Origin of the sequence: Reyranella sp., assembly GCF_004297265.1 — a bacterium.
GTDB lineage: Bacteria > Pseudomonadota > Alphaproteobacteria > Reyranellales > Reyranellaceae > Reyranella.
The window spans coordinates 183,915-207,122 of sequence record NZ_SCUT01000025.1 but is presented as its reverse complement, the minus strand read 5'-3'; the positions used below and the strand labels follow the sequence as shown (position 1 = coordinate 207,122).

The window sequence follows — 23,208 nt, the reverse complement described above, 5'->3', positions numbered from 1 at the left end:
AAAAAATAAGCAAGACGGAGTATAGGTGCGGCAGAAGGTGCGGCTTAGAGCATCGGGCGTTTCGTTTTGTCGGACACATGGCCTGCCTCTTTGAGGTAGTTCCAGCACTCCTGTTGCGGGTGGAGTGCGCAGATATCGCCGATGGCTCTCCAGAGTGCGTCGATTGTCCTGGCTTCGATGCGCCTCAGATGGGCCTTGAGTTTGTCCACTGTCAGGTGCGGCATCGAATCAATACGGGCATCGACGCGAGCCACCATTCCAGCTCGCGTTTCAATCACTTTCTCGTTCGGTCGGAATCCCCTTGGATTCCCACAAGACATTAAGCGCACTCTAGACTGGGGCCCCTTCGTCTCCTCCGGCAGCAGCACGATCGCGTCGCCCGGCGCCGGCTCCTGCAGCTGCAGGGCTTCCTCGGGCGGCGCCTCGAACCACTGCTCGGTCTCTTACCGGGCGCGGATCAGCACCGGCATCGCCTTATCGTGTAGCGGCTCCACGACGCCGTTCGGCTCGGTCGTCAGGAAGAAAAACAGCAGGTGCTTGCCGACGTTCGGCGCCCTCTTCGTCCCCAGGTTGCCCCCACTCGCGCCAGATGCCGGCGAAGTAGAACAGCTCGCGTCACGGGCGGGCGAACCAGCGGAAGACCACCGGCTTGCTGGTGTTGCGGTCGGGCTCGCTGAAGACCGTCGCCGGCGCAAGGCAGCGCTGCCCGGCCTTCAGGTTAGGCTTCCAATAGCCGCTCGACGTGTTGCGGACGTTCTGACGTTGGCCTTGATCTTGTAGAAGGGCGGCGTCGGCCCCCCCCCCTGCGCATCGTCACGATGTCACGAACGACGCCGGCCGGTGTCGCCAGCTACCGGATCACGGGGGCCTCGTAGTTCGGATGGACTCTCTGCGGCCCGTTGCGGCCGCGCAGCACGTCGAGATAGGCCGAGCCGACCAGGTTGAAGTGATCCTTCAGCGACTGCATGACGTCGGGGGTCATCGCATTCGTAAAGGTTGCACATGGGACGATCCTAGCCGGACGGCTCCATGTGGCCTACTGCCTGACCAGCGCCTCGTGCTCCGGATCGAGATGCGCCAGCACTTCCTCATGGTCGAACTCGTCGACCAGGTGGCCGCAGATCGGGCAGCGCGTGTGATGCTCGGTCGAGACCCGGTGCGGGATCGCGACAGGCGACGGCCGATCCTTCATCGGGCCAGCGGGCGGCCTTCGTCGGTCAGGCAGACCGAATGGACCGGAGTCTCCCCTCGCCCGTCATCCAGCCCTTTTAGATGACCAACGCCAACGCCAACGCCAACGCCAGCGCCGCGTCGAGGGTCGTGATCGCCGTGCGTAGACGTCGTCGCGCAGCTTGCGGGCCAGGCCGAGGGGCGGTTTGGGAGGTGCCATGGGCGGACCAACGGCTGGCCGGCCGCTAGGTTTTGCGCTCTATGACCTTACGCGGGTCCAGTGCCGTCTGGCTTGCCAAATCCGGCGCCGAGACCGCTGCGGCCTCGGCCCTGATGCTGGTCGATGACATCGCCTCGACCATTACTCTTCTCCAACGGACGATAGGTCGGACGGGGCGTCGATGCTTTCCAGGTTGGTGGTGTAGGTACTTTGTGCATTGATCGCAGGTAGCTGACGGACGGTCTCTTGCCAAGCCCGCTCGACAATGAAAAAAGCCCCGCACCGGGGTCACCTGGCGGTGCTTACTTTGTAAACAAGCGGCAACCCACGGCTTTTTAGCGCGCTTGACTGCAGTCTGCCAAAGTTCCACTTGCGAAGACGCAGCTCTATTACGGGCCAGTTTTGCCATTCACTCAAGTCAACCACCAGGGCTTGCGTACTCAAGCTATGGTTACGGGGAGCGCTGGCCATGACTGACGAATCCAATGAAGAAGTTATTCGCCGGGGCCATGCCGAGTTTGCCGACGCCATCCCTTTAGACAAGCAGCATCGTCACTTTCTCATCGGTGACACAGTGTACTTTGGGCTGCTCGGGAAAGATGGCGTAAATCGTCGTTTCGTTACAGACACAAAAGGTGTGGCGGATCTGTCCGCCGAATTCTTGGAATTATCAAGGCTATCAAAGCATGTAGCCAGTTGTCGGAGCGCAGATGCATTCCTGCTCTCTTACTTGCCCTACAATCTTCCAATCCATACCGATGGCCTATTTCCACCTTTGATTGGCGCGCACTTAAAACATCACCGTGCATCCGTCCATTTTGACGCTTTAGTAGATTTGCTGGAGAGATATTCGCGACAGGTACAAGTCACAGCAAATGAGGTTGGATCCGATGGGCCAGACATAATTTGGGAGGTGATTTTTTCGCCACCAGGTCCGGCCGCTGTGCCCCTCATTATCGGTGATGTCGTCCACAACCTTCGCAGCTCTCTTGATCTGATGATTTGCGACGTGGCTCGCATAAAAGGAAAGAGCCCGAGCAACCTGTACTTTCCATTTGCGGATAACGAAGACAAGCTTAAGATGAAGCTCGTGAAGGACTTTAATCGATTGGGTGCCGATGTCGTAAGAGCCATCAGCGACCTTAAGCCCTACACCGGAGGCAACAAGCTTCTTCGCGGACTGCATGATCTCGATGTGGCAGACAAACATCGACTGGTCATCCCTACCTACTTGACGGCGTGGCACCGCTTTGATTTTGCGGCCCAGATTTCCGATCTGCACCAAAAAGAGAACCCGACAGAAAAGCGGCTGAAAGTTTCTGTCCTTTCAGACGGAACAGACTGGGTGTTCCTCGCACATGGCGAGAGGATTCGGCTTCCGCGTGGGGAAGATCCGTTGAAGTATCTCCTTCCTCTTGAGGGTGGTGTGGGGGCAAGGTTTCCTACGTCGAGACCTTTAACTGGCGCGAAGCAATACTCACCGTTTCCGGGCGAGGAGGTCATTCCTAAGCTTCTGGAAATCGACAAAATGGTTGGTGACATTCATCGGAGTTTTGCGGGTCAGTTTAATGGGCCGGCGACTAGCCCAGAAACTCCAGGGCCGTCTCCCTGACACATTTAAGAGCGTCCGCCAGCCGTGAGGCCAGCGGGCGCAAGTCGAGGGAGGAAACGCTAAGACAGCGATGTCGGCTCCGGACGAATCCAGACCCAGACTTCGTGTGCGCCGGAGCGCAGGTTCAGCAGCTGTAGAGTTCGCCGTTGTGCAGGAAGCCGTGAAAGTCGCCGCACTGGAGCGAGCCGGCGTCAGCACTGCAGGTCAGGCCATTCTTATCGACGCGGAGCGTGCCGCCCTCCGTGCCGTGACGGACCCAGCAGCGATGCTTGCTATCGTTCGGCGAGCCGCAGTTGCGGGTACGGCTGTCGATGTACCAGTCGCCGTCAGGGGTGACGCATATCACGCTGAAGCCGTCCCCGCCGTCGTAGGTCCAGCCGGTGTCGCTGACGGAGAGCCGGCCCTGCAGGACCTCGCCAGTATCCAGCCGACGATGGCGCGGACTGCCGATGCCGTTGTTCCAGTCGATGATTTCGGGCTCGACTTGTGTTTTCAGACTGGGGAAGACAACACTAGGGGACTGGGGGTCGCAGGTTCAAATCCTGTCGCCCCGACCATTTACCTCCCCTGCCAAGCATCGTCATGAACACTCGGCGCGCGCTCGCCTTCATCTTCTGCACGGTGGCGCTCGATGTGCTGGCGCTCGGGGTCATGATCCCGGTGCTGCCGACGATCGTGCTGGGCTTCATGGATGGCGACACGGCCGGCGCGGCCGAGATGTTCGGCGTGTTCGCGACGGTCTGGGCGCTGATGCAGTTCCTCTGCTCGCCGCTGTTGGGCGCGCTCTCGGACCGCTACGGTCGCCGTCCGGTCATCCTGATCTCGTGCCTGGGCCTCGGCCTCGACTACATCTTCATGGCGCTGGCGCCCTCGCTCCTGCTGCTGCTGGTCGGCCGCGTCGTCTCGGGTATCACCTCGGCGACCATCGGCACCTCCTTCGCCTACATCGCCGACGTCACGAAGCCGCAGGAAAGGGCCAGGGCGTTCGGCCTGGTTGGCATGGCCTTCGGGCTGGGCTTCGTGGTCGGTCCGGCCATCGGCGGCCTGCTGGGCAGCGTCGATCCGCGCCTGCCGTTCTGGGTATCGGCTGCCGCCTGTCTCGCCAACGCGGCGTTCGGCTGGTTCGTCCTGCCCGAATCGCTGCCGCCGGAAAAGCGCATGGCCTTTTCCTGGAGACGCGCCAATCCGATCGGCTCGTTGAAGCTCCTGGCCTCGCACCGCCAGTTGCTGGGCCTCGCCGCCGTCGACTTCCTGGGCAACTTCGCCCACCAGGTCCTGCCCGCCGTATTCGTGCTCTATGCCGGCCATCGCTACGGCTGGGGCAAGGCGACGGTCGGGCTCACCCTCGCCTTCGTGGGCGTCTGCACCGCCGTCGTGCAGGGATTGATGATCGGTCCGATCGTGAGCCGCCTCGGGGCGCGGCGGGCCGTGGTTGCCGGCTTGCTGGCCGGCGCGGCCGGCATGTCGATCTACGGGCTGGCCAGCACCGGTCCCTGGTTCTGGGCCGGCGTGCCGGTGATGGCGTTCTGGGGCATCGCCGGTCCGGCCTTGCAGGAGATGATGACCCGCAGGGTCAGCGGCTCCGAACAGGGCCAGCTCCAGGGCGCCACCTCGGCGTCGCGCAGCATTGCCGGCCTGATCGCGCCCGGCCTGTTCGCCGTCCTCTTCGCGTGGACGATCGACAGCGTCCCCGGCGCGGCTTTCCTCCTGGCAGGCGGGCTGCTGGCGGCAGCCGCCGTCGTGACGTGGCTCGTTACGGCGCGGACGCGACCTGCCGCCCCAGCTCCGTGAGCTTGCAGACGAGCCAGTCCGGCTTCAGCGGATTCTTGAACCAGGGCTGTGCCCAGCCTGCCTTCAAGCATTTCTTGACGATGACAGGATCGACATCCTGACCGTCAAGATCGAACAGAGGCAGCTTACCCCCCGGCTGGGTCAACCCGCGCCGCAGGTAAAGAAGTTCATGTAAAGTAGGAAGATCGACTTCCAACCCGTTGTCATTAAATGAAGTTAAGTCAAACGAGCGCGCGTGATGGCGCGCGAAATCGCGATTAACAAGCACGGTCACGTCCCCCTTTGACGATACCGCTAAAGGCCCCTCACCGGGCACGATACGCCTACCCGGCTAAAAACCAAATAAAATCAGATACTTGATACACTTTCTTACAAAGGCCACCCGATCTGGTGGCCTTTGGACGCAGAACCTGCAAGCCGTAGAGTCCTTCCGGGCGGGATTGAATCAGTCGACCGTTCAAACATCGACCTCACCCTGAGGAGCGAACGCAGTGAGCGTCTCGAAGGGTGGGAACGAGCACCTTGCCTGCTGCCCATCCTTCGAGACGCCGCGCTTCGCGCGGCTCCTCAGGATGAGGTGAATGGTTCGAAGTGAGTCGGAAGGACTCTAGAGCGTCGCCCCCCGGCGATGCTCCAAGCCTGAAGGCCTAGTTTTGCGTCTTCAGCGTGCTGCGGAGCTGCGTCAGCGCCTGCTCGAGGTCTTCCAGCACGGACTCGATCTCACGGCGCTTGTGGAGGTCGAGGACGGCCGCGCGCGGCGTCGTGGTCGAGGGCTGCGGGCCGGTGCGCGGCAGCGGCTGGCGGGCCCCGCCCGCCATGGCCTCGGCACGGGCCGAGACGATGCGCAGGCTCTCCAGCGCACTCTCGGCTGCAAGGTCGAGCCGCTGCGCCGGCAGGCGGCCGCGGCCCTCCTTCAGGAGGCGCTGGACGCCTTTGATGGTGTAGCCGTCTTCGTAGAGGAGCGTGCGGATGCGGCGCAGGAGGTCGATGTCTTCGGGCCGGTAGTAGCGTCGGCCGCCGCCCCGCTTCAGCGGACGAACCTGGGTGAACTTGCTTTCCCAGAACCGCAGCACGTGCTGCGGTACGTCCAGCTCGGTCGCGACCTCGCTGATCGTACGGAACGCCTGCGCCGACTTCTCGACCCGTCTTTCGACGGTCTGAACCGAAACGGCCATCTCTGATCCCCTCGTGTTCCCAACTACCCCTTGTTCTCGCCGGGCGCCCCGTTGATCAGTGATTTCAGGACATTCGACGCTCGAAAGACGAGGACCCGCCGCGGCAGGATGGGAACTTCCTGCCCGGTTTTCGGGTTGCGGCCGACACGCTGCCCCTTGTCGCGAACCGTGAAACTCCCGAACGAGGAGATCTTCACCGATTCGCCGCGCGCCAATGCTTCCACCACCTCGGAGAGAATGGTCTCCACGAGATCGCTGGATTCGTTACGAGACAGTCCCACTTCCTGGAACACTGACTCGCTCAGATCGGCACGCGTAATAGTCCGGCCGTCCACTCCGGTACCTCTTCTTCCCCCAGTTAATCCTTACTCTAAGGTGGGAAAGCGGTCAATATCAGTGGGATAGCGGCAGGACTTGAATCGCCGCCTGTTCACGTTCCGTTGGCTATAATTCTCGCATCACCAGCGAACGAGGCTTGCACCCCAGGACAGGCCGCCGCCGATCCCCTCGAGCAGCAGCAGATCGCCCTTCTTGATGCGGCCATCCTTGACCGCGACGTCGAGCGCCAGCGGGATCGACGCGGCGGACGTGTTGGCATGCTTGTCGACGGTTATGACGACGCGTTCGGGCGGCAGTCCGAGCTTGCGGCCCGTGCCGTCGATGATGCGCTTGTTGGCCTGATGCGGGACCAGCCAGTCGATGTCCTTGGGCTCGAGCCCGGCCTTCTCGAGCACCTCGCCCACGACGGCAGCCATGTTGACCACCGCATGCTTGAAGACCTCCTTGCCTTCCATGCGGAGGAAGCCGGTGGTCCGGGTCGAGGATGGTCCGCCGTCGACATAGAGGATGTCGTGGTGGCGGCCGTCGGAGTGCAGCGCATTGGCCAGGATGCCGCGGTCGGCCGGGGTGCCGGCACCCTGCTCGCCCCGGAGCACGATTGCGCCGGCGCCGTCGCCGAACAGCACGCAGGTGCCGCGGTCGTCCCAGTCGAGGATGCGCGAGAAGGTCTCCGCACCGATCACCAGGGCGTTCGAGGCGAGGCCGGTCTTGATGAGACTGTCTGCGACCGAGACGCCGTAGACGAAGCCCGCGCACACCGCCTGGACGTCGAAGGCCGCGCCCTTGGTCATGCCAAGGGCGGCCTGCACCCGCGTCGCGGTGGCGGGAAACGTCTGATCGGGCGTCGCCGTCGCCAGAACGATCAGGTCGAGGTCGGACGCCTTGAGCCCCGCATGGTCGAGTGCGCGCTGCGAGGCCTTGATGGCGAGGTGGGACGTGAACTCGCCTTCGGCAGCGATGTGGCGCTGACAGATGCCGGTACGCTGGCGGATCCACTCGTCAGTGGTGTCCATGGTCTTCGAGAGTTCTTCGTTGGTGACCACGCGCTCGGGTAGATACGAACCACAACCCTGGACGACAGAACGAATCACGCAGTTCCTCCGGTGGCCTGCAGCGATGCGGCCGGCGTCTCAGCCGCCGAGGTGATCTCGTGCAGCCGTGCCAGCCCCTCGACCAGCTTGCTCTTGTATTCGTAGCGGACCAGGTCGACCGCCACGCCAATGGCGTAGGCAAAGCCCAGCGCGTCCGTGCCGCCGTGGCTCTTCACACAAACCCCGTCGAGGCCGAGGAACACGCCGCCGTTGTAGCGGCGCGGATCGACCCTCTTGCGCAGTTTTCGCCAGGCACCGGCTGCAAACAGGTAGCCGATCTTGGCGAAAGTCGATGTCCGGAAAGCATCGCCCACGAACTGGAAGGTGAGCTTGGCGGTGCCCTCGATCGCCTTCAGTGCGACATTGCCGGTGAAGCCGTCGGTGACCACGACGTCCGTCACGCCGGCACCGATGTCGTTGCCTTCGACGAAGCCGTGGAAATTGACCGGCGAGCCGTCGCGGCGCAGCCACGCCGCCGCCTGCCGCAACTCCTCGTGCCCCTTGAGTTCCTCCGACCCGACGTTGAGCAGGCCGACTTTCGGGGCGTCGAGGCCGAGCAGCGCCTGGGCGAACACGCTGCCCATCACCGCGAACTGCGCGAGGTTCTCGGCATCGCATTCAAGGTTGGCGCCGAGATCCAGCATCACCGTCTCGCCCCGCGACGTCGGCATGAACGAGGCCAGCGCAGGCCGCTCCGCACCTTCGAGCATGCGCATCGCGAACATCGAAATGGCGAGCAGAGCGCCGGTATTGCCTGCCGACACCACCGTGTCGGCGCGTCCCTGCGCCGCCGCCTCGACGGCCATCCACATGCTCGACTTGCGACGTCGGCGCAGCGCGAAGGACGGCTTGTCCTCGGCCAGCACCGCATCTTCCGACGGCACGATCTCGAGCACCTGCGCGAGCCCTTTGCGCCTGTCGACAAGCGCCTTCAGGCGCGCCTCGTCGCCGAACAACAGGAACGACGTGCCGGGATAGCGCTCGCGGGCGATATCGGCGCCGTTCACCACGACATCGGGCGCATGGTCGCCCCCCATGCCGTCGAGTGCGAGGACGATCTTGTTCGCACCCACCGTCACGCTCCGCCTGTCGAATGCCAGCGCATTGCCGGCGGCGTGCTTCGGACTACTTCTCGGCCGACGCAGCGTCGGCCAGGACGGGCATGTCCTCGCGGTAGTAGCCGCAATGCGAGCAAACCATGTGCGGGCGCTTCAGTTCGCCACAGTTCTTGCATTCGGTGAATGCCATGGTCGGCAGCGCGTGATGCGAGCGACGCATGTTGCGGCGGGACTTCGAAACCTTTTTCTTGGGAACTGCCATGACGATCTCCACGACGAGGGCGACACCCGCTCATTCAAGCAGGACATGCCCCCAAAAAAGCTGCAGCCGCGCTCTATAGGCGCGGCGGGCGGCCTTCTCTAGCCAAAACGTCTTGCCGCCGCAACAATTTACCGGCCACGGCGGGGCTTGTCCTTCAGCGCCGCGAGGCCGGCGAAAGGATGCCGGCGCTGTTCGGGCGCCGAACGGCGGGCGCCGCCCTTCGGCTTGGGCAGCACGTCTTCCAGCTTGAGTCCAGGCCGCCTGGGATAGGGATCGGCTGTCAGGGAGAGTTGCTCGGCGACGATTTCACCGACATCGAGCATATTCCCCGTCAGGGGCTCGGGAGCGTCGCCCTGTGAATTCAGCAGCGCTTCGCCGCTTTCGGGGTCGCGATCCTCGGTGACATTCTCGGCGAAGACCAGCCGGAAGGCGTCGTCCAGCTCCTGGGTCACGGGGTCGAGGCTCAGGATGCAGGCTTGGACGATTCGCCCCCTGAGACGGCCCTCGACCACCACCTGCCCGCCCGGCCGCCGGTCGACCGTGACCCGCGCCGAAAAAGCCGGCAGGCCGAGGAAACCGAAGCGTTTCGCCAGCGCCGCCCGCTCGCCTTCCGTCGAGGAAATCTCGAGCGCCGTGCCGCCATTTCCGAGCTTGTCGAGATCGACCATTCTTTCGATCTCTGATTTGGTAGTCTTTTCTGTACCTTGCGACATTTTCTTTATTCACTTTATCAGGTCGTTGCGCGCCGTTGCGTCAAGTCCTCGCACATAGTCTCGCACATAGGCCTCGAGCCGGGCGACGACTTCGGAATCCTCGGGCGACCTACCGCCATAGGCATTGCGGCGCAAGACCTCGGCGAGCGGTGTCGGCCCGCCGTTCAGCGCCTCGCGATAGGCCAGCGCCCGCCCATGGAGCCCCTCCGCCATGATCTTGATTCGCCGGCCGACGCCCAGGTCCTGGATGCCGATCTCGCGCAGGGTGAGGTCGAGGTGCTTGAACATGGCGTCGAAAAAGGCCTGCGCCAGCGCCTCGCCATCCGGCTCACGGCGCAGCCGGTCGATCATCAGGGCAGCATGGAGCGCCAGCGAATCGAAACGGCCATCGAGCGTGTCGGGAATGCCGCAGGCCTCGAACAACGCCGATTCGCGCGCCTGCTCGCCCACGCGCTTGTAGACGGCGGCTGCGAATTCATCCTCTGGCTTGCGGCGGCGGAACACGAACGACTCCCTCCCCAACTGGTCGCGGGACAACCGGTTGACCCGGCCCCTCCATCGCGACATCTTGCGGTCCCTCTTCCCGCAAAGCCAAGAAGCAGTCCATGCGTCGCACCGCCCCGCTCGCCCTCGCCCTCACTGCCCTTGCGCTGGGCGGCTGCGAGAATACCGTCGACCTGCGTGGCTTCGCGGCGACGCCGGGCTCGGTCGAAAAGCTCGAAGTCGGCGCCCAGAGCCGCGAGGACGTGGTCCGCCTGATCGGATCGCCCTCGGCCGTGGCGACCTTCAATCCAAACATCTGGTACTACATCAGCGAGACCCAGGAATACTGGGCCTACACCAAGCCCAAGATCAGTTCCCAGAAGGTGATCCAGGTCACGTTCAACGAATCGGGCCGCATCGAAGCCATCAAGAACTACGACCTCAAGGACGCGCAGGACATCCAGATGGTCCAGCGCATCACGCCGACCTCGGGCAAGGAACTCACGATCCTTGAGCAGGTGCTGGGCAATGTCGGCCGCTTCACCGGCCCGAAGCAGAGCGGCGGCAACCCCGGCGCCCCGACCAGCGGCGGCGGAATCTAAGGCTGCGGCACCGGCCGGCCCAGCGCCCGGCCCGAGCCTCAAAGAAAAAGCCCCGGCCTTTCGGCCGGGGCTTTTCCGTAGCAGGTGTTCCCCCTGCGCTCAGTGCGCCAGGACGGCGAGGAGCAACAAGGCCACGATGTTCGTGATCTTGATCATCGGGTTGACGGCCGGGCCGGCCGTATCCTTGTACGGGTCGCCGACGGTGTCGCCGGTCACCGCCGCCTTGTGGGCCTCGGATCCCTTGCCGCCGAAATGGCCTTCCTCGATGTACTTCTTGGCGTTGTCCCAGGCACCGCCGCCCGCCGTCATCGAGATGGCGACGAAGATGCCGGTTACGATCACGCCGAGCAGCATGGCGCCGACCGCCGCGAAGGCGTCCGAACGATTGGCGATGGCCGCGATCACGAAGAACAGCACGATTGGCGACAGCACCGGCAGCAGCGACGGGATCATCATCTCCTTGATCGCTGCCTTGGTGAGCATGTCCACGGCGCGGCCATAGTCCGGCCGATCCGTGCCTGCCATGATGCCGGGCTTCTCCTTGAACTGCCGGCGGACTTCCTCGACCACCGACTGCGCGGCGCGGCCGACGGCCAGCATCGACATGCCGCCGAACAAGTACGGCAGCAGGCCACCGACCAGCAGGCCGACCACGACGTACGGGTTCTTGAGCGAGAAATCGACCGCCTTAACGCCCAGCTTGCCGGCAGCGATGAAGTAGTCGAGGTCCGACGTGTAGGCGGCGAACAGCACCAGCGCGCCGAGGCCGGCCGACGCGATTGCATAGCCCTTGGTGACGGCCTTGGTGGTGTTGCCGACCGCGTCGAGCGCGTCGGTGTTCTTGCGCACTTCCTTCGGCAGGCCGGCCATTTCGGCGATGCCGCCGGCATTGTCGGTGACCGGGCCGTAGGCGTCGAGGGCAACGATCATGCCCGCGAGCGCCAACATGGCGGTCGTAGCGATGGCGATGCCGAACAGGCCTGCCAGAATGTAGCAGATCACGATGCCGGCGCAGATCAGCAGCGCCGGGCCGGCCGTGGCTTCCATCGACATCGCGAGGCCCGCGATGACGTTGGTGCCGTGGCCGGTAACCGAGGCCTGCGCCACGGCCTTGACCGGACGGTACTCGGTGCCCGTGTAGTACTCGGTGACCCAGACGATCAGGCCGGTGATGGCCAGACCGACCAGCGAGCACCAGAACAGCGACATGCCGGTGAACGAGCGATCGCCCACCGTCAGGACCGTGCTCATGCCGACCAGGCGGTCGGTGGCGACGTAGATGGCCGGGATCGACAGCACGGCGGCCGCGATCACGCCCTTGTACATCGCCCACATGATGTTGCCGTCGGAGCCGAGGCGGACGAAGTAGGTGCCGATGATCGAGGTGATGATGCAGGCGCCGCCGATGACCAGCGGATAGGCCATCAGCTTGCCCACGAGGACCGGATCGGCCGCGAAGAAGATCGAGGCCAGGACCATCGTGGCGACGGTCGTCACCGCGTAGGTCTCGAACAGGTCGGCGGCCATGCCGGCGCAGTCGCCGACATTGTCGCCCACGTTGTCGGCGATGGTGGCCGGGTTGCGGGGGTCATCCTCCGGGATACCCGCTTCGACCTTGCCGACCATGTCGCCGCCGACATCCGCACCCTTGGTGAAGATGCCGCCGCCCAGTCGGGCGAAGATCGAGATCAGAGAGGCGCCGAAGCCCAGCGAGACCAGCGCGTCGATCATGTCGCGACTGCCACCGGGGATGCCCATGTTCAGCAGGACCGCGTAGTAACCGCCGACGCCGATCAGGGCGAGGCCTGCCACCAGCATGCCGGTCACGGCGCCGGCCTTGAAGGCAAGGTCGAGGCCCGAGGCCAGGCTCTTCTGGGCCGCCACGGCGGTGCGCACGTTGGCACGGACCGACACGTTCATGCCGATGAAGCCCGTCACGCCCGACAGGATCGCGCCGATCAGGAAGCCGATGGCGGCGAACTTGCCGAGCAGAAGGGCGAGAACGACGAGGACGACGATGCCCACGATGCCGATCGTGGTGTATTGGCGGCGCAGATATGCGGCCGCTCCCTCCTGGATGGCTTGCGCGATTTCCTGCATGCGCGGCGTGCCTGCGTCGGCCGCCATGACCCGTGATGCGGTAACGACGCCATACAGCACGGCGATCAAGCCGCAGCCGATGACGCCCCAAAGAACCGTGGACATGTTTCCCTAACCTATTGTTTTGTCGTCTCTTTTACGCACATCGCGGCCTGAAGTATGTGAACTCCCCCCGGGCGCGAGGTGGGCGGAAAAATGACAGATGGGCCGTGCACGCGCAACCGAAGAGGAGGAAAAGCCCGTCACCTCAAGGGCTTGGCGTCAGGCGCGTGACGGATTCCGCAACCGGAACATGCCGATGACCAGCAGGGCGACCAGCACCAGGGCGAGCGCCACGTAGTTGAGGGCTGCCCAGCCCTTCAGTTCCAGCACGACGCTGGCCATCAGGCTGGCCACGGTGGTGACGCCGAACACCATGAAGTCGTTGAACGCCTGCGCCTTGCCCCGCTCCGCCGGCCGGTAGGTCGTGGTGAGGAGCGTCGTCGCGCCGACGAACAGGAAGTTCCAGCCCACGCCGTTCAGGCTGAGGGCGCCGCGGAAGTGCCACTCGGTGACGCCCATCAGCGCCACGACCACCCCTGCCACCAGCAGCACGATGCCCGCGATCATGATGTTGAAGACGCCGAAACGCGCGATCAGGTGGCCGGTGAAGAACGACGGAATGAACATGCCCATGACGTGCACGAAGATCGTCACCGGGGCCTCGGTCGCCTTGAGACCGCATTGCACGATGGCCAGCGGCGAGGCCGCCATCACGAAGGACATCACGCCGAAGGCGATCATCGCACCGGCACAGGCGACCATGTAGGCAGGCTGGGTAACGATCTGGGAGAGCGGCCGCTGCGGCCCGGATGTGTCCTCGACCCGGACCTGCGGGAATTCGATGAAGCCCAGCACGATGAAGACGAGGATGTGGATGACGATAACGGCGCAGAAGCTCGCCTGGAAAAGCGGCTGCCAGAGATCGGGCGTGAAACGGGCCAGGGTCGGGCCGAGGATGCCCGCCAGCACACCGCCCGCCGTGACATAGGAGATCGCCTGGGCGCGATAAGGCGCCGGGGCCAACTCGACGGCCGCGAAGCGATAGAGCTGCATGTTGGCGATGCCGTAGCCCAGGCACAGGCCGCCGAGGCACATCACCGGGAAACTGCCGAGGCCCAGCCCGATGGCGGCCAGCGACGAGCCGATCATCCCCATTACCGAGCCGCTGCGGAAACCGAACTTTCGGCCGCGCCGCATCATCAGCAGCGAGGCCGGGAACACCGACAGCATCACGCCGAGATGCTGCATGGTGACCGGCAGGTTGGCCCACATGCGCATGTCCGGCGAGACGATGGTTAGAACCGCCAGCGCCGATGAGGCGAACATCAGCGTGTTGCTGCTCTGCGTCAGCGCCTGGCACATCGCAAGCAAGGCGATGTTTCGCATCGACCGGCGCGGTATGCGCGCGTCGGAGGCCGCCGGCGTTTCCTGCACCTTCGAAGATCCGTCCATTGGGCGGGCACTCTAGTGGCGCCCCCTGCCCGCGCCATGGCGCGCCACGCAGTGCAGCTATGAGGAGCTGTGATTCACTAGAAGTGAACGTAGCCCTTGCGCGGGGCCGCGACGGCCCGGCCGGCCACCGTAACGGTGACGCCGCTGCCGCGGGCAAAGCTGCCGATGCGCGTGACTGCGATACCGGCGGCGCTGGCGGCGGCCAACAGCGCCGACCGCTTGCGGGACGGGACCGCCACGACCAGCTCGTAGTCGTCGCCGCCCCCCAGGACATTCGCCCACAAGCGGGGATCGGCCTTCACAGCCGCACGCCCCCCAGCCGACAAGGGCACGTCATCGCGCTCGATGGTCACGGCGAGGCGAGAGGCGTCGGCGATGTGGCCGGCATCGGCCAGCAGCCCGTCGGAGACATCGGCCGTCGCCGTCGCGATGCCCACCAGTCGGTGGCCGAGCGCGGTGCGCGGCTGCGGCAGGCGATAGCGATCCTCGAGAAAGCCGCGTTGCCGGGTCGTCAGGTCCGGCAATCGGCCTTGCGCCGTCAGCAGGCCGAGGGCGCCGTCGCCGACGGTTCCGCTCACCCAGAGGTCGTCGCCGGCCGTTGCGCCACCGCGACCGATACCCTTGCCGCGCGCGACGCGGCCGAAGGCGGTGATCGTGACGGTGAGCGGCCCCGGCGTCACCACCGTGTCGCCGCCGCACAGGAGGATGCCGTAGCGCCGCTGGTCGGCGGCAAGGCCTCTCGCGAAGCCCGCGAGCCAGGTCTCGGTCCAATGCTCCGGCAATGCGAGGGAGAGCTGGTAGACGAACGGCGTCGCGCCGCCGGCCGCCAGATCGGACAGGCAGACGCGCAGGGCCTTGGCCGCAACCCGCTGAGGCGACTCATCGGCCAGGAAATGGACGCCCGCCACGACCGTGTCCGTCTTGACGACGAGGTCGTGGCGCGGGTCGGCAGCGAGAAAGGCGTTGTCGCTCTGGAGATTGCCGGCGCCCTCGAAGGCCCGGGCGAGCGGCGCGAAATAGCGGGCGATCAGTTCAAACTCGCCGATCCGCCCGCGCCGGGCCATGGCGGCCTACTTCCGGTCGGCCGGCCGCGCCTGACGTGCCACGCGGTCGAGGACGGAGTTGATGAAGCTCGGCTCGCCCTTGTCGTAGAAGGCATGCGCGATCTCGACATACTCGTTGATCACGACCCGCATCGGCACGTCTCCCCGGTGCACGAGTTCATAGGCGCCGGCCAGCAGGATGGCGCGCACCAGGCGGTCGACCCTCGCCCAGGTCCAGTCCTGCGCCAGCGACGCCGTCACGATCCCCTCGAGCGCGTCCCGGTTGGTCGTGGTGCCCTCCACCACGTCCTTGAACAGCGGACGGTCGGCATCGCGGCGCATGCCGCCCTCACCCGTCTCGCCGGTCCGCACCTTGAGGAACTGCTCGATGATCTCGGCGGGGGCATCCTGCCCCTCCTGCCACTGGTAGAGCGCCTGCACCGCCGCCAGCCGCGCGGCCTGGCGACGGCTGGGGCCGGCCGGCTTGGCGTCGCTCACGATTTCTTCCAGCGACGGCCGAGTGCCACCATCGCGAGGCAGGCATGGGCGGCGTCGCCGCCCTTGTCGCCGCGATCGGTGAAGGCGCGCACCCGCGCCTGCTCGATGTTCTCAACGGTGACGATGCCATAGCCGATGGCCAGCTTCTTCTGGACCGCGAGATCCATCAATCCGCGCGCGCTCTCGCCGCAGACATAGTCGTAGTGGGTCGTCTCGCCGCGGATGACGCAGCCCAGAGCGACATAGCCGTCGTAGCGCTTGCCCTTCTTGTTGGCCGCCATCGCGATCGCGCCCGGAATCTCGAAGGCGCCCGGCACGACGATGCGGTCGGACTTCGCGCCGTTCTTCGCAATCTCCCGCTCGGCGCCCTGGATCAGCGCATCGGCGACGTCGGCGTAGTAGCGCGATTCGACGATCAGAATGCGCGCGCCCTTGACCCCATCGACCGCCGGCCGGGCCGTCGGGTTTTCCGTCCGTGTCGACATGTTCAGACCTTTGCGCGGCCGGGGACCGGCTTCTGGGCGACGATCTTCAGCCCGAAGCCCTCGAGGGCGACGACGCTCTTCTGGGAATTGCTGAGCAGCACCATTTCCTTCACGCCGAGATCGATCAGGATCTGGGCGCCGACCCCGTAGTCACGCAGCTCCTGGCCCGACGGCTCGATCGGCTCGCCGGCGCGGCGGCGCTGCTCGGCGAGTACGACGGTGAGCGGCTCCCGGATGAGCACGATGACGCCGCGGCCCTCCTGGGCAATCTCGCGCATCGAAGCCTCGATCTCTCCGCCGCGACCGCCGCTGCGCTGGCCCAGCGTGTCGGTGAAGAGGTTGACGGCATGCATGCGCACCATGACGGGCCCGCCGGCCGCAGGATCACCCTTCACCAGGGCGACATGCTGCGCCATCGTCACCTTGTTGACGTAGACGACGCAGCGGAAGTCACCGCCCCAGGTGCTGTCCAGCGAGGTCTCGCTGATGCGCTTCACGATCGAGTCGTAGCGGCGGCGATAGGCGATCAGGTCGGCGATGGTACCAATCTTCAGCGCATGGCGCTGCGCGAAGGTGATGAGGTCGTTGCGACGGGCCATCGTGCCGTCGTCGTTCATGATCTCGCAGATCACGCCCGCCGGATTGAGACCGGCCAGACGGGCGATATCGACAGCAGCCTCGGTGTGGCCGGTGCGCTCCAGCGTACCGCCGTCGCGGGCGACCAGCGGGAAGACATGGCCGGGAGTCACGATGTCCTGCGGGCCGCACGAGGGATCGATCGCCACCGATACCGTGCGCGCACGGTCGGCGGCGGAAATTCCGGTCGTCACGCCCTCGCGGGCTTCGATCGAGACGGTGAACGCGGTCGAGTGTCGGGTGCGGTTGTTCTGGGACATCAACGGCAGGCCGAGCTGCTCCACGCGTTCGCGCGTCAGCGCGAGGCAGATCAGGCCGCGCGCATGCCGGGCCATGAAGTTGATCGCTTCGGCCGTCGCCCATTGGGCCGGGATCACCAGGTCGCCCTCGTTCTCGCGGTCCTCGTCGTCGACGAGGATGAACATCCGGCCCTTGCGGGCCTCCTCGATGATGTCCTCGGCGGCGGCCTTCACCTCGCTGAAGGTGATCCGCCAGGCGTCCTTTTCGAGCGCACTCATGTTTTCTGATGCTCCAACAGTCGCGCAACGTAACGCGCGAGCATATCCACCTCAAGGTTGACCCTCTGGCCGACCCGGGCCTGTCCCAGCGTGGTGACCGCCTGCGTGTGTGAAATCACGTTCACGCCGAAGCGATTGCCCTCCACTTCATTGACGGTGAGCGAGATGCCGTCGATCGCGATCGAGCCCTTGGCCGCAACGAAGCGCGCCAGTTCCGGAGGCGCCTCGAACACGAAGCGCACGCTGCCGCCCTCCGGGGTCATGGCAGCAATCCTGCCCACACCGTCGACGTGGCCGTAGACGAGATGTCCACCCAGCTCGTCGCCGAGCTTCAGCGACAATTCGAGGTTGAGCCGGCGGCCGACCGTCCAGTCACCCAGGTGCGTCTTGGCGAGGCTCTCGGCCGAGACCTCGACGGCGAACCGGTCGGCCGCCTTCTCGATCACCGTCAGGCAGCAACCCGAGCAGGCGATCGAAGCACCGATGGCGATCGGCGCCATGTCGTGCTTCGTGGCGATCACGAAACGGCGGTCGCCTTCCTTGCCGCCGGGGTCGACCGAGACGATCTCGCCGATGTCGGTCACGATGCCTGTGAACATGGCCGCTACTTAGTCCTCCCGGCGCCAGGTTTCCAGCGTGTCGCCTTGCAGTTGCCGCGCCGAAACCAGCCTGAACCGGGGCGCGGAACCGAGCCGTGCAAAATCCAGACCCCCAACCGCAGAGCGGCCGTCCGCCCCCAGGATCAGCCCGGCCCGGTAGCTCGAGATCCCGTCGACAAGCCCCGTCTTGAGGAAAGAAGCGGCGACCTGGCCGCCGCCTTCCACGAGCACCCGTGTCAGTCCGCGCGAGCCGAGCGTCCGCGCCGCCGCCGCGACATCGATGCGACCGTCGTCGCCGCCGTCAACCTCGACGATCTTTACACCAAGTCTGGCCAGCGCGTCTCGACGGGCCGCAGGCGCCGACCTCGTGCACGCGAGCCAGACCGGCGTCAGGTTTGCCGACGTCGCAAGCTTTGACGCGGGCGACAGGCGTGCCTGCGAATCGAGTACGATGCGGACCGGCGAGCGCGCGGCGAGCCCCGGAAGCCGGCAGGTGAGTTCGGGGTCGTCAGCCGCGGCGGTCGCCGCCCCGACAAGGATCGCATCATGGATGGCCCGCAGGCGATGGCCATCGCGTCGTGCGCCCTCGCCGGTGATCCACTTGCTCTCGCCGGACGCGGTCGCGATGCGTCCGTCGAGCGAGCCCGCGATCTTGAGATGGAACAGCGGACGGCCTTCACGGACCCGCAGCAGGAAGCCGGCGTTGATCGCGGCCGCCTCGTCGGCGCCCTCGCCCACGTCCACGGCGATGCCAGCCGCCTTCAAGCGCGCGTGCCCCTGCCCCTTCACGCGCGGATCCGGGTCCTCGAGGGCGGACACGACGCGCGCAACGCCGGCCGTCACCAGCGCGTCCGCGCAGGGCGGCGTGCGGCCGTGATGCGCGCAGGGTTCCAGGGTGACGTAGACCGTGGCGCCCTTCAGCGACAGGCCGGCTTTCGCGGCCTCGGCGATTGCATCGGCCTCGGCGTGCGGCCGGCCGCCATCCCGCGTCCGCCCGCGGGCGATCACGCGACCGTCGCGCACGATCACGCAGCCGACGGCGGGATTGGGCCAGGTGCTGCCGAGTGACCTCCGCGCCAGCGCGAGCGCCGCGCGCATCATCGGCGTCAGTCCTTGAAGTGGGCGGTATCGGCGAGGTCGGAGATGAACTCCTCGAAGTCCCGGGCCTCGCGGAAGTTACGATAGACCGAGGCGAACCGCACATAGGCCACCGGATCGAGCGCGCGTAGCGCGTCCATCACCAGTTCGCCGATCTGCGTCGAGGGAATCTCGCTCTCGCCCGAGCTTTCGAGACGGCGCACGATGCCGTTCACCACGCGCTCCGTGCGCTCCGGATCGACCGGCCGCTTGCGGCAGGCGACCTGTATGGAACGCGCCAGCTTGTCGCGATCGAATTGCACGCGCTGCCCGTTCTTCTTCACCACCGTCAGTTCGCGCAGCTGCACGCGCTCGAAGGTCGTGAAGCGCGAGCCGCAGGACGGGCAGTAGCGCCGCCGGCGGATCGCCGAATTGTCGTCGGTCGGTCGCGAGTCCTTAACTTGGGTGTCCTCGTGACCGCAGAATGGGCAGCGCATCTAGTTCCCCTGTTCGTTCCGGCTTTGCGCCTTGTCAGTCACGGTAGATCGGGAAGCGCGCACAGAGGGCATGGACCTTGGCGCGAACCTGGGCCTCGACCTGGGCGTCGCCGTCCGGACCGTTCTTGGCGATGCCGTCGAGCACGTCGGCAATCAGATGACCGATCTGCTGGAACTCCGCGACGCCGAAGCCACGCGAGGTTCCCGCCGGCGAGCCGAGCCGCACGCCCGACGTCACCGTGTACTTCTCCGGATCGCCCGGGATGCTGTTCTTGTTCGTCGTGATGCCGGCGCGGTCGAGCACCTTCTCGGCCGACACGCCGGTGGCCTTCTTCGGGCGCAGGTCTACCAGCATGACGTGGCTGTCGGTACCGCCGGAGACGATCTTCAGGCCGCGCTCGGTCAGGGTCGCGGCAAGGGCACGCGCGTTGTCGACGACCTGCTGCGCATAGACCTTGAAGTCGGGCTTCAGCGCCTCGCCGAACGCCACCGCCTTGGCGGCGATGATGTGCATCAGCGGGCCGCCCTGCAGGCCGGGGAATACCGCCGAGTTGATCTTCTTCCCGAGCTCGGCGTCGTTCGACAGGATCATGCCGCCGCGCGGCCCGCGCAAAGTCTTGTGCGTCGTCGTCGTCACGACATGGGCGTGCGGCAGCGGGCTCGGATAGACGCCGGCGGCGACCAGGCCGGCATAGTGCGCCATGTCGACCATGAAGTAGGCGCCGATCTCGTCGGCCACCTTCCGGAAGCGCGCCCAGTCGATGTGGCGCGAATAGGCCGAGGCGCCGGCGATGATCAGCTTCGGCTTGTCGCGGCGCGCGATCTCTTCCATCTGCTCATAGTCGATCAGGTGGGTGTCGGGCTTCACGCCGTAGGACAGGACCTTGAACCACTTGCCCGACTGGTTGGCCGGCGAGCCGTGCGTGAGATGGCCGCCTTCGGACAGCGACATGCCGAGGAACGTGTCGCCCGGCTGCAGCAGCGCCATGAACACGGCCTGGTTGGCCTGCGCGCCCGAGTGCGGCTGCACGTTGGCGAAGCTGCAATTGAACAGCTTCCTGGCGCGCTCGATCGCCAGATCCTCGGCCTTGTCGACCTCCTCGCAGCCGCCGTAGTAGCGGCGGCGCGGATAGCCCTCGGCATACTTGTTGGTCAGGACCGAGCCCGCGGCCTCGAGCACGGCCCGCGAGACGATATTCTCGGAGGCGATCAGCTCGATCTGCTCCTGCTGGCGATGCAACTCGCCCTTGAGGACGGCATCGATCGCCGGGTCGGCCTCGGCGACCCCCCTGGTGAACATCGACAACGGCTGATCGCTCATCTTGGCAGCGGCTTGGCTCATGACACTCAACCCTTCGAAAGCTTGTCGACGCGGCCGGTGTGGCGGCCGCCTTCGAACCTGGTCGCCAGGAAGACCTTCAGGGCCTCGCGCGCGACCTCGATACCGGTCAGGCGCTGGCCGAAGGCAATGACATTGGCATCGTTGTGCTCGCGCGAGAGCCGCGCCGAGGTCACATCGTGCGCGAGCACTGCGCGTACTCTGGGATTGCGGTTGGCCGCGATGGAGATGCCGATCCCGCTGCCGCAGACGAGGACGCCGCGGTCGGCCCGGCCGGAGGCGATGGCCTCGCCCATGGCCTTCCCGAAGTCGGGATAGTCGACGGAAGCGGTCGAATTCGTGCCAAGATCCAGCACCTCGTGACCCGCCTCCTGCAGGTCGCGCTTCAGAATCTCCTTAAGGTCGAAGCCGGCATGATCCGACGCGACCGCGATGGCGCCCCCCGGCATATCGACGATCGACCCCCTCTAGCTATTGAGCCCCCCGATACCATATCCGGGGCCGCAATGTCACCGTTCCGCAAAATCGTGGAGGGTGACCCACAAGACACTGAAATGGCTCAGGAAAATCTTCGGCCCAGGACGACGATCGCCGCCGCGAGGGCCTGGATGGCCGCCGCCGCCAGGAATGACACAAGATAACTGCCCGTCGAATCGCGCAAGACACCGAGTATAGCCGGTGCGAAGGCAAAGACCGCCTGATTGATTGCCGTCACAAGAGCGACCACGGTCCCGACATCGACTAGCCGGAATTCGCGCTGGGCGATCAGCGGCGGCAGCGACACCAGGTTACCGACTCCCAGGCCGAACAGGATGCAGCCCGCCGTCACCAGGACACTGCCCTCCCCCAGAGCCAGCAACAGCGTGCCCACAGTCTGCATCAGCAGGCTGGCCGCTGCGGCGAGCCTGCGATCATGTTCGCCCAGGAACTTCCCCAGCAAGGTGCGTCCCACGACGGCGCAAACCGTGATCAGACTGATCGCCCCTGCCGCCAGGCCTGGCCCGAACACAGGTTCGAGCCTCGCGATCAAATGCGCGAAGAGCCCGATCTGTGCGAACAGGCCGAGAGCAAACGCCAGTGAGATCGTCAGGAAACGCGGCTGCCGCAGAAGGGCAACACGCGGCTGCGGCTGCGTTTTCGGCACTGCGGCTGCGGGCTGACGCCGCAGGGTGCGGTATGCCAGCGGGCAGACGATCGCAACCATGATGACGCTCATGAGGACGGCTGCCGTCACCAGGCCGAAGCTGCCTGCCAGAGCCGTCCAGAGCGGCACCAACACGATGCCGCCGACGCTCGCGCCATTGAACGCCATGCTGAGGGCCTTGGGCCGATCACGCTCGAACCAAGGCGACACCATCGCGTTGAGGGCCGCCCCGCTCATTGCGGCCCATCCCGCGCCGCTCAGCAACAGAGCGGGCACGAGTTGCCATGTCTGCTGCGCACTCGCCCACGCAATCGCACCTGCGGCGCCAAACAGTGCGCCGCCCAGCGTGACGCGCGCCACACCAAACCGCCGGTACGCATCGGGTAAGACGATGATCAGGGCGGCGCTCACGAGGTAATGCGCCGTGATCGCCGCAGAGAGGATCGAGAGCGACCAGCCATGCGTCCGATGCAGCACCGGCAAATAGACGGCAGGCCCGTAGAAGCCCACGCCCCAGCCGAATACGGCCACGACGAAAGCGGTCCAGACCACCCGCGCGCCGTGGCGGTCGGCCGCGTCGATCATCCCGGCCGGCGCCACAGGACCATGAGTTCGCGCCGGACTTCGAAACCCAGGTGGCGATAGAGGTCGATCGCCAGCTTGTTGTCGGGCCGAACGTGCAGGAATGGCACTTCATCGTTCTCGAAGGCCAGCCGCATCAGCCGACGCACGAGCCTGGCAGCGTGTCCCAGCCCCCGCGCCTCCGGGTGCACGCAGATTGCGCTCAACTCGACATGGCCCGGCACGCGCAGCCGCTCGCCCGCCATGCCTACGAGGCGATGGCCCTTCCAGACGCCGAGATGGCGACCCAGCAACGGCGTCCGGCGGCTAAACGGACCGGGCTGGGCGAGCGCCACGAGATCGAGCATTGCCCCGGCGTCGGCGGACGAGAGTGTCGAAACCGCGTCGTCGTCTCCCTCCGGAGTTCGTGTCGCCACCATCTGCAGCATGGGGAAGCGACCGAGGTCGTCCCAGCCGCCCGGAAGCGGCTCCTCCATCGGACGGAACAGGCGCGCCTCGGTGCCGGCGGGAAGATCGGCGGCAAGGTCGACATAGGCCTGATCGGTCGGCTCAAGGATCGCGGAGAACGGCGCGATATCGCGCGGATAGTGACGGGCGGCTCCACGGCCGATCGCGTGATGTCGATGCCGCCCCACAAGAGCGTGCCATACCGGATTGTCGAGAACGTTGATCGTCATGCC

At 65.7% G+C, this 23,208-nt stretch carries 27 protein-coding genes and 1 pseudogene; 3 read left to right on the top strand and 25 right to left on the bottom strand.

Going from position 1 to position 23,208, the window contains the following annotated elements:
* Nucleotides 1-44 precede the first annotated feature (44 nt).
* The 3 genes and pseudogenes from EPO41_RS11700 to EPO41_RS11690 all read right to left on the bottom strand — a co-directional run.
* A pseudogene (locus EPO41_RS11700) lies at nt 45-203 on the bottom strand (IS630 family transposase); the annotation flags it as partial.
* A 647-nt stretch (nt 204-850) separates the two neighbouring features.
* On the bottom strand, nt 851-982 hold the full coding sequence (locus tag EPO41_RS11695; protein ID WP_296325014.1) for a hypothetical protein: 132 nt from the start codon (nt 980-982) through the stop codon (nt 851-853).
* Between the two features lie 54 nt (nt 983-1,036).
* Nucleotides 1,037-1,192 carry a hypothetical protein gene (locus EPO41_RS11690; RefSeq protein ID WP_296325011.1) on the bottom strand — a complete coding sequence of 52 codons (156 nt, stop codon included), beginning with the start codon at nt 1,190-1,192 and terminating at the stop codon, nt 1,037-1,039.
* A gap of 667 nt (nt 1,193-1,859) precedes the next feature.
* Here EPO41_RS11690 and EPO41_RS11685 point away from each other — a divergent pair.
* Nucleotides 1,860-3,002 carry a hypothetical protein gene (locus tag EPO41_RS11685; protein WP_296325008.1) on the top strand — a complete coding sequence of 381 codons (1,143 nt, stop codon included), beginning with the start codon at nt 1,860-1,862 and terminating at the stop codon, nt 3,000-3,002.
* Between the two features lie 124 nt (nt 3,003-3,126).
* Here EPO41_RS11685 and EPO41_RS11680 read toward each other — a convergent pair whose 3' ends face one another.
* Nucleotides 3,127-3,348, bottom strand: coding sequence for a hypothetical protein (locus EPO41_RS11680; protein WP_296325005.1), 222 nt, complete (start codon nt 3,346-3,348; stop codon nt 3,127-3,129).
* 236 nt (nt 3,349-3,584) lie between these two features.
* Here EPO41_RS11680 and EPO41_RS11675 point away from each other — a divergent pair, with 236 nt between their 5' ends.
* Nucleotides 3,585-4,793, top strand: a complete 1,209-nt coding sequence (locus EPO41_RS11675; protein WP_296325002.1) for a TCR/Tet family MFS transporter — start codon at nt 3,585-3,587, stop codon at nt 4,791-4,793.
* Here the strand turns inward: EPO41_RS11675 and EPO41_RS11670 are convergent.
* The 8 genes from EPO41_RS11670 to EPO41_RS11635 form a co-directional block, all read right to left on the bottom strand.
* Nucleotides 4,756-5,067, bottom strand: coding sequence for a hypothetical protein (locus tag EPO41_RS11670; RefSeq protein ID WP_296325000.1), 312 nt, complete (start codon nt 5,065-5,067; stop codon nt 4,756-4,758). The genes EPO41_RS11675 and EPO41_RS11670 overlap by 38 nt on opposite strands.
* 373 nt (nt 5,068-5,440) lie before the next feature.
* Nucleotides 5,441-5,968 (bottom strand): MerR family transcriptional regulator, encoded by a 528-nt coding sequence (locus tag EPO41_RS11665; RefSeq protein ID WP_296324997.1) that lies wholly within the window; start codon nt 5,966-5,968, stop codon nt 5,441-5,443.
* Nucleotides 5,969-5,991: 23 nt separating this feature from the next.
* Complete coding sequence (locus tag EPO41_RS11660) at nt 5,992-6,303, bottom strand: integration host factor subunit alpha (protein WP_230548991.1); 312 nt, start codon at nt 6,301-6,303, stop codon at nt 5,992-5,994.
* Between the two features lie 123 nt (nt 6,304-6,426).
* Nucleotides 6,427-7,398: a beta-ketoacyl-ACP synthase III gene (locus tag EPO41_RS11655; protein ID WP_296324989.1), complete on the bottom strand. Its 972-nt coding sequence runs from the start codon at nt 7,396-7,398 to the stop codon at nt 6,427-6,429.
* Complete coding sequence (gene plsX, locus EPO41_RS11650; protein ID WP_296324986.1) at nt 7,395-8,471, bottom strand: phosphate acyltransferase PlsX; 1,077 nt, start codon at nt 8,469-8,471, stop codon at nt 7,395-7,397. The genes EPO41_RS11655 and plsX overlap by 4 nt, the downstream gene beginning before the upstream one ends.
* A 52-nt stretch (nt 8,472-8,523) precedes the next feature.
* Nucleotides 8,524-8,718: a 50S ribosomal protein L32 gene (rpmF, locus tag EPO41_RS11645; RefSeq protein ID WP_296324984.1), complete on the bottom strand. Its 195-nt coding sequence runs from the start codon at nt 8,716-8,718 to the stop codon at nt 8,524-8,526.
* Nucleotides 8,719-8,846: 128 nt separating this feature from the next.
* Complete coding sequence (locus tag EPO41_RS11640; protein ID WP_296324981.1) at nt 8,847-9,386, bottom strand: DUF177 domain-containing protein; 540 nt, start codon at nt 9,384-9,386, stop codon at nt 8,847-8,849.
* Nucleotides 9,387-9,440: 54 nt separating this feature from the next.
* Nucleotides 9,441-9,935, bottom strand: coding sequence for a ubiquinol-cytochrome C chaperone family protein (locus EPO41_RS11635; protein ID WP_296324978.1), 495 nt, complete (start codon nt 9,933-9,935; stop codon nt 9,441-9,443).
* 101 nt (nt 9,936-10,036) lie between these two features.
* On the opposite strand from EPO41_RS11635, the gene bamE reads away from it, so the two are divergent.
* On the top strand, nt 10,037-10,516 hold the full coding sequence (bamE, locus tag EPO41_RS11630) for an outer membrane protein assembly factor BamE (RefSeq protein WP_296324975.1): 480 nt from the start codon (nt 10,037-10,039) through the stop codon (nt 10,514-10,516).
* A 99-nt stretch (nt 10,517-10,615) separates the two neighbouring features.
* Here the strand turns inward: bamE and EPO41_RS11625 are convergent, their stop codons facing one another.
* The 13 genes from EPO41_RS11625 to EPO41_RS11565 all read right to left on the bottom strand — a co-directional run bounded on the left by EPO41_RS11625 (nt 10,616) and on the right by EPO41_RS11565 (nt 23,205).
* Nucleotides 10,616-12,721 carry a sodium-translocating pyrophosphatase gene (locus EPO41_RS11625; protein WP_296324972.1) on the bottom strand — a complete coding sequence of 702 codons (2,106 nt, stop codon included), beginning with the start codon at nt 12,719-12,721 and terminating at the stop codon, nt 10,616-10,618.
* Between the two features lie 156 nt (nt 12,722-12,877).
* Nucleotides 12,878-14,110 carry an MFS transporter gene (locus EPO41_RS11620; protein WP_296324969.1) on the bottom strand — a complete coding sequence of 411 codons (1,233 nt, stop codon included), beginning with the start codon at nt 14,108-14,110 and terminating at the stop codon, nt 12,878-12,880.
* A gap of 77 nt (nt 14,111-14,187) precedes the next feature.
* The gene (gene thiL, locus EPO41_RS11615; protein WP_296324966.1) at nt 14,188-15,174 is read right to left on the bottom strand and encodes a thiamine-phosphate kinase; all 987 of its coding nucleotides are present in this window, start codon (nt 15,172-15,174) and stop codon (nt 14,188-14,190) included.
* 6 nt (nt 15,175-15,180) lie between these two features.
* Nucleotides 15,181-15,651, bottom strand: a complete 471-nt coding sequence (gene nusB / locus EPO41_RS11610) for a transcription antitermination factor NusB (protein WP_296324963.1) — start codon at nt 15,649-15,651, stop codon at nt 15,181-15,183.
* The gene (locus EPO41_RS11605; protein ID WP_296324960.1) at nt 15,648-16,136 is read right to left on the bottom strand and encodes a 6,7-dimethyl-8-ribityllumazine synthase; all 489 of its coding nucleotides are present in this window, start codon (nt 16,134-16,136) and stop codon (nt 15,648-15,650) included. Before EPO41_RS11605 ends, nusB begins: the two co-directional genes overlap by 4 nt.
* Nucleotides 16,137-16,138: 2 nt before the next feature.
* Nucleotides 16,139-17,290 (bottom strand): 3,4-dihydroxy-2-butanone-4-phosphate synthase, encoded by a 1,152-nt coding sequence (ribB, locus tag EPO41_RS11600; RefSeq protein ID WP_296324957.1) that lies wholly within the window; start codon nt 17,288-17,290, stop codon nt 16,139-16,141.
* A complete protein-coding gene (locus tag EPO41_RS11595) occupies nt 17,287-17,889 on the bottom strand; it encodes a riboflavin synthase (RefSeq protein WP_296324954.1) in 603 nt (200 codons plus the stop codon). The genes ribB and EPO41_RS11595 overlap by 4 nt, the downstream gene beginning before the upstream one ends.
* Before the next feature lie 9 nt (nt 17,890-17,898).
* On the bottom strand, nt 17,899-18,990 hold the full coding sequence (gene ribD, locus EPO41_RS11590) for a bifunctional diaminohydroxyphosphoribosylaminopyrimidine deaminase/5-amino-6-(5-phosphoribosylamino)uracil reductase RibD (protein WP_296324951.1): 1,092 nt from the start codon (nt 18,988-18,990) through the stop codon (nt 17,899-17,901).
* A 5-nt stretch (nt 18,991-18,995) separates the two neighbouring features.
* Nucleotides 18,996-19,463: a transcriptional regulator NrdR gene (gene nrdR, locus EPO41_RS11585; protein WP_295136282.1), complete on the bottom strand. Its 468-nt coding sequence runs from the start codon at nt 19,461-19,463 to the stop codon at nt 18,996-18,998.
* A gap of 34 nt (nt 19,464-19,497) precedes the next feature.
* A complete protein-coding gene (gene glyA, locus EPO41_RS11580; protein ID WP_296324948.1) occupies nt 19,498-20,805 on the bottom strand; it encodes a serine hydroxymethyltransferase in 1,308 nt (435 codons plus the stop codon).
* A 5-nt stretch (nt 20,806-20,810) separates the two neighbouring features.
* A complete protein-coding gene (rpiB, locus tag EPO41_RS11575; RefSeq protein WP_296324945.1) occupies nt 20,811-21,251 on the bottom strand; it encodes a ribose 5-phosphate isomerase B in 441 nt (146 codons plus the stop codon).
* A 110-nt stretch (nt 21,252-21,361) separates the two neighbouring features.
* On the bottom strand, nt 21,362-22,531 hold the full coding sequence (locus EPO41_RS11570) for an MFS transporter (protein ID WP_296324943.1): 1,170 nt from the start codon (nt 22,529-22,531) through the stop codon (nt 21,362-21,364).
* Nucleotides 22,528-23,205, bottom strand: a complete 678-nt coding sequence (locus EPO41_RS11565) for an N-acetyltransferase (protein ID WP_296324940.1) — start codon at nt 23,203-23,205, stop codon at nt 22,528-22,530. Before EPO41_RS11565 ends, EPO41_RS11570 begins: the two co-directional genes overlap by 4 nt.
* Nucleotides 23,206-23,208: the final 3 nt, after the last annotated feature.

Coding starts and splice junctions, on each gene's coding strand:
- EPO41_RS11695 (WP_296325014.1), bottom strand. CDS start 982: ATGACCCCCGACGTCATGCAGTCGCTGAAGGATCACTTCAACCTGGTC.
- EPO41_RS11690 (WP_296325011.1), bottom strand. CDS start 1,192: ATGAAGGATCGGCCGTCGCCTGTCGCGATCCCGCACCGGGTCTCGACC.
- EPO41_RS11685 (WP_296325008.1), top strand. CDS start 1,860: ATGACTGACGAATCCAATGAAGAAGTTATTCGCCGGGGCCATGCCGAG.
- EPO41_RS11675 (WP_296325002.1), top strand. CDS start 3,585: ATGAACACTCGGCGCGCGCTCGCCTTCATCTTCTGCACGGTGGCGCTC.
- EPO41_RS11665 (WP_296324997.1), bottom strand. CDS start 5,968: ATGGCCGTTTCGGTTCAGACCGTCGAAAGACGGGTCGAGAAGTCGGCG.
- rpmF (WP_296324984.1), bottom strand. CDS start 8,718: ATGGCAGTTCCCAAGAAAAAGGTTTCGAAGTCCCGCCGCAACATGCGT.
- EPO41_RS11640 (WP_296324981.1), bottom strand. CDS start 9,386: ATGGTCGATCTCGACAAGCTCGGAAATGGCGGCACGGCGCTCGAGATT.
- bamE (WP_296324975.1), top strand. CDS start 10,037: ATGCGTCGCACCGCCCCGCTCGCCCTCGCCCTCACTGCCCTTGCGCTG.
- EPO41_RS11625 (WP_296324972.1), bottom strand. CDS start 12,721: ATGTCCACGGTTCTTTGGGGCGTCATCGGCTGCGGCTTGATCGCCGTG.
- EPO41_RS11620 (WP_296324969.1), bottom strand. CDS start 14,110: ATGGACGGATCTTCGAAGGTGCAGGAAACGCCGGCGGCCTCCGACGCG.
- thiL (WP_296324966.1), bottom strand. CDS start 15,174: ATGGCCCGGCGCGGGCGGATCGGCGAGTTTGAACTGATCGCCCGCTAT.
- EPO41_RS11605 (WP_296324960.1), bottom strand. CDS start 16,136: ATGTCGACACGGACGGAAAACCCGACGGCCCGGCCGGCGGTCGATGGG.
- ribB (WP_296324957.1), bottom strand. CDS start 17,290: ATGAGTGCGCTCGAAAAGGACGCCTGGCGGATCACCTTCAGCGAGGTG.
- EPO41_RS11595 (WP_296324954.1), bottom strand. CDS start 17,889: ATGTTCACAGGCATCGTGACCGACATCGGCGAGATCGTCTCGGTCGAC.
- ribD (WP_296324951.1), bottom strand. CDS start 18,990: ATGATGCGCGCGGCGCTCGCGCTGGCGCGGAGGTCACTCGGCAGCACC.
- nrdR (WP_295136282.1), bottom strand. CDS start 19,463: ATGCGCTGCCCATTCTGCGGTCACGAGGACACCCAAGTTAAGGACTCG.
- glyA (WP_296324948.1), bottom strand. CDS start 20,805: ATGAGCCAAGCCGCTGCCAAGATGAGCGATCAGCCGTTGTCGATGTTC.
- rpiB (WP_296324945.1), bottom strand. CDS start 21,251: ATGCCGGGGGGCGCCATCGCGGTCGCGTCGGATCATGCCGGCTTCGAC.
- EPO41_RS11570 (WP_296324943.1), bottom strand. CDS start 22,531: ATGATCGACGCGGCCGACCGCCACGGCGCGCGGGTGGTCTGGACCGCT.
- EPO41_RS11565 (WP_296324940.1), bottom strand. CDS start 23,205: ATGACGATCAACGTTCTCGACAATCCGGTATGGCACGCTCTTGTGGGG.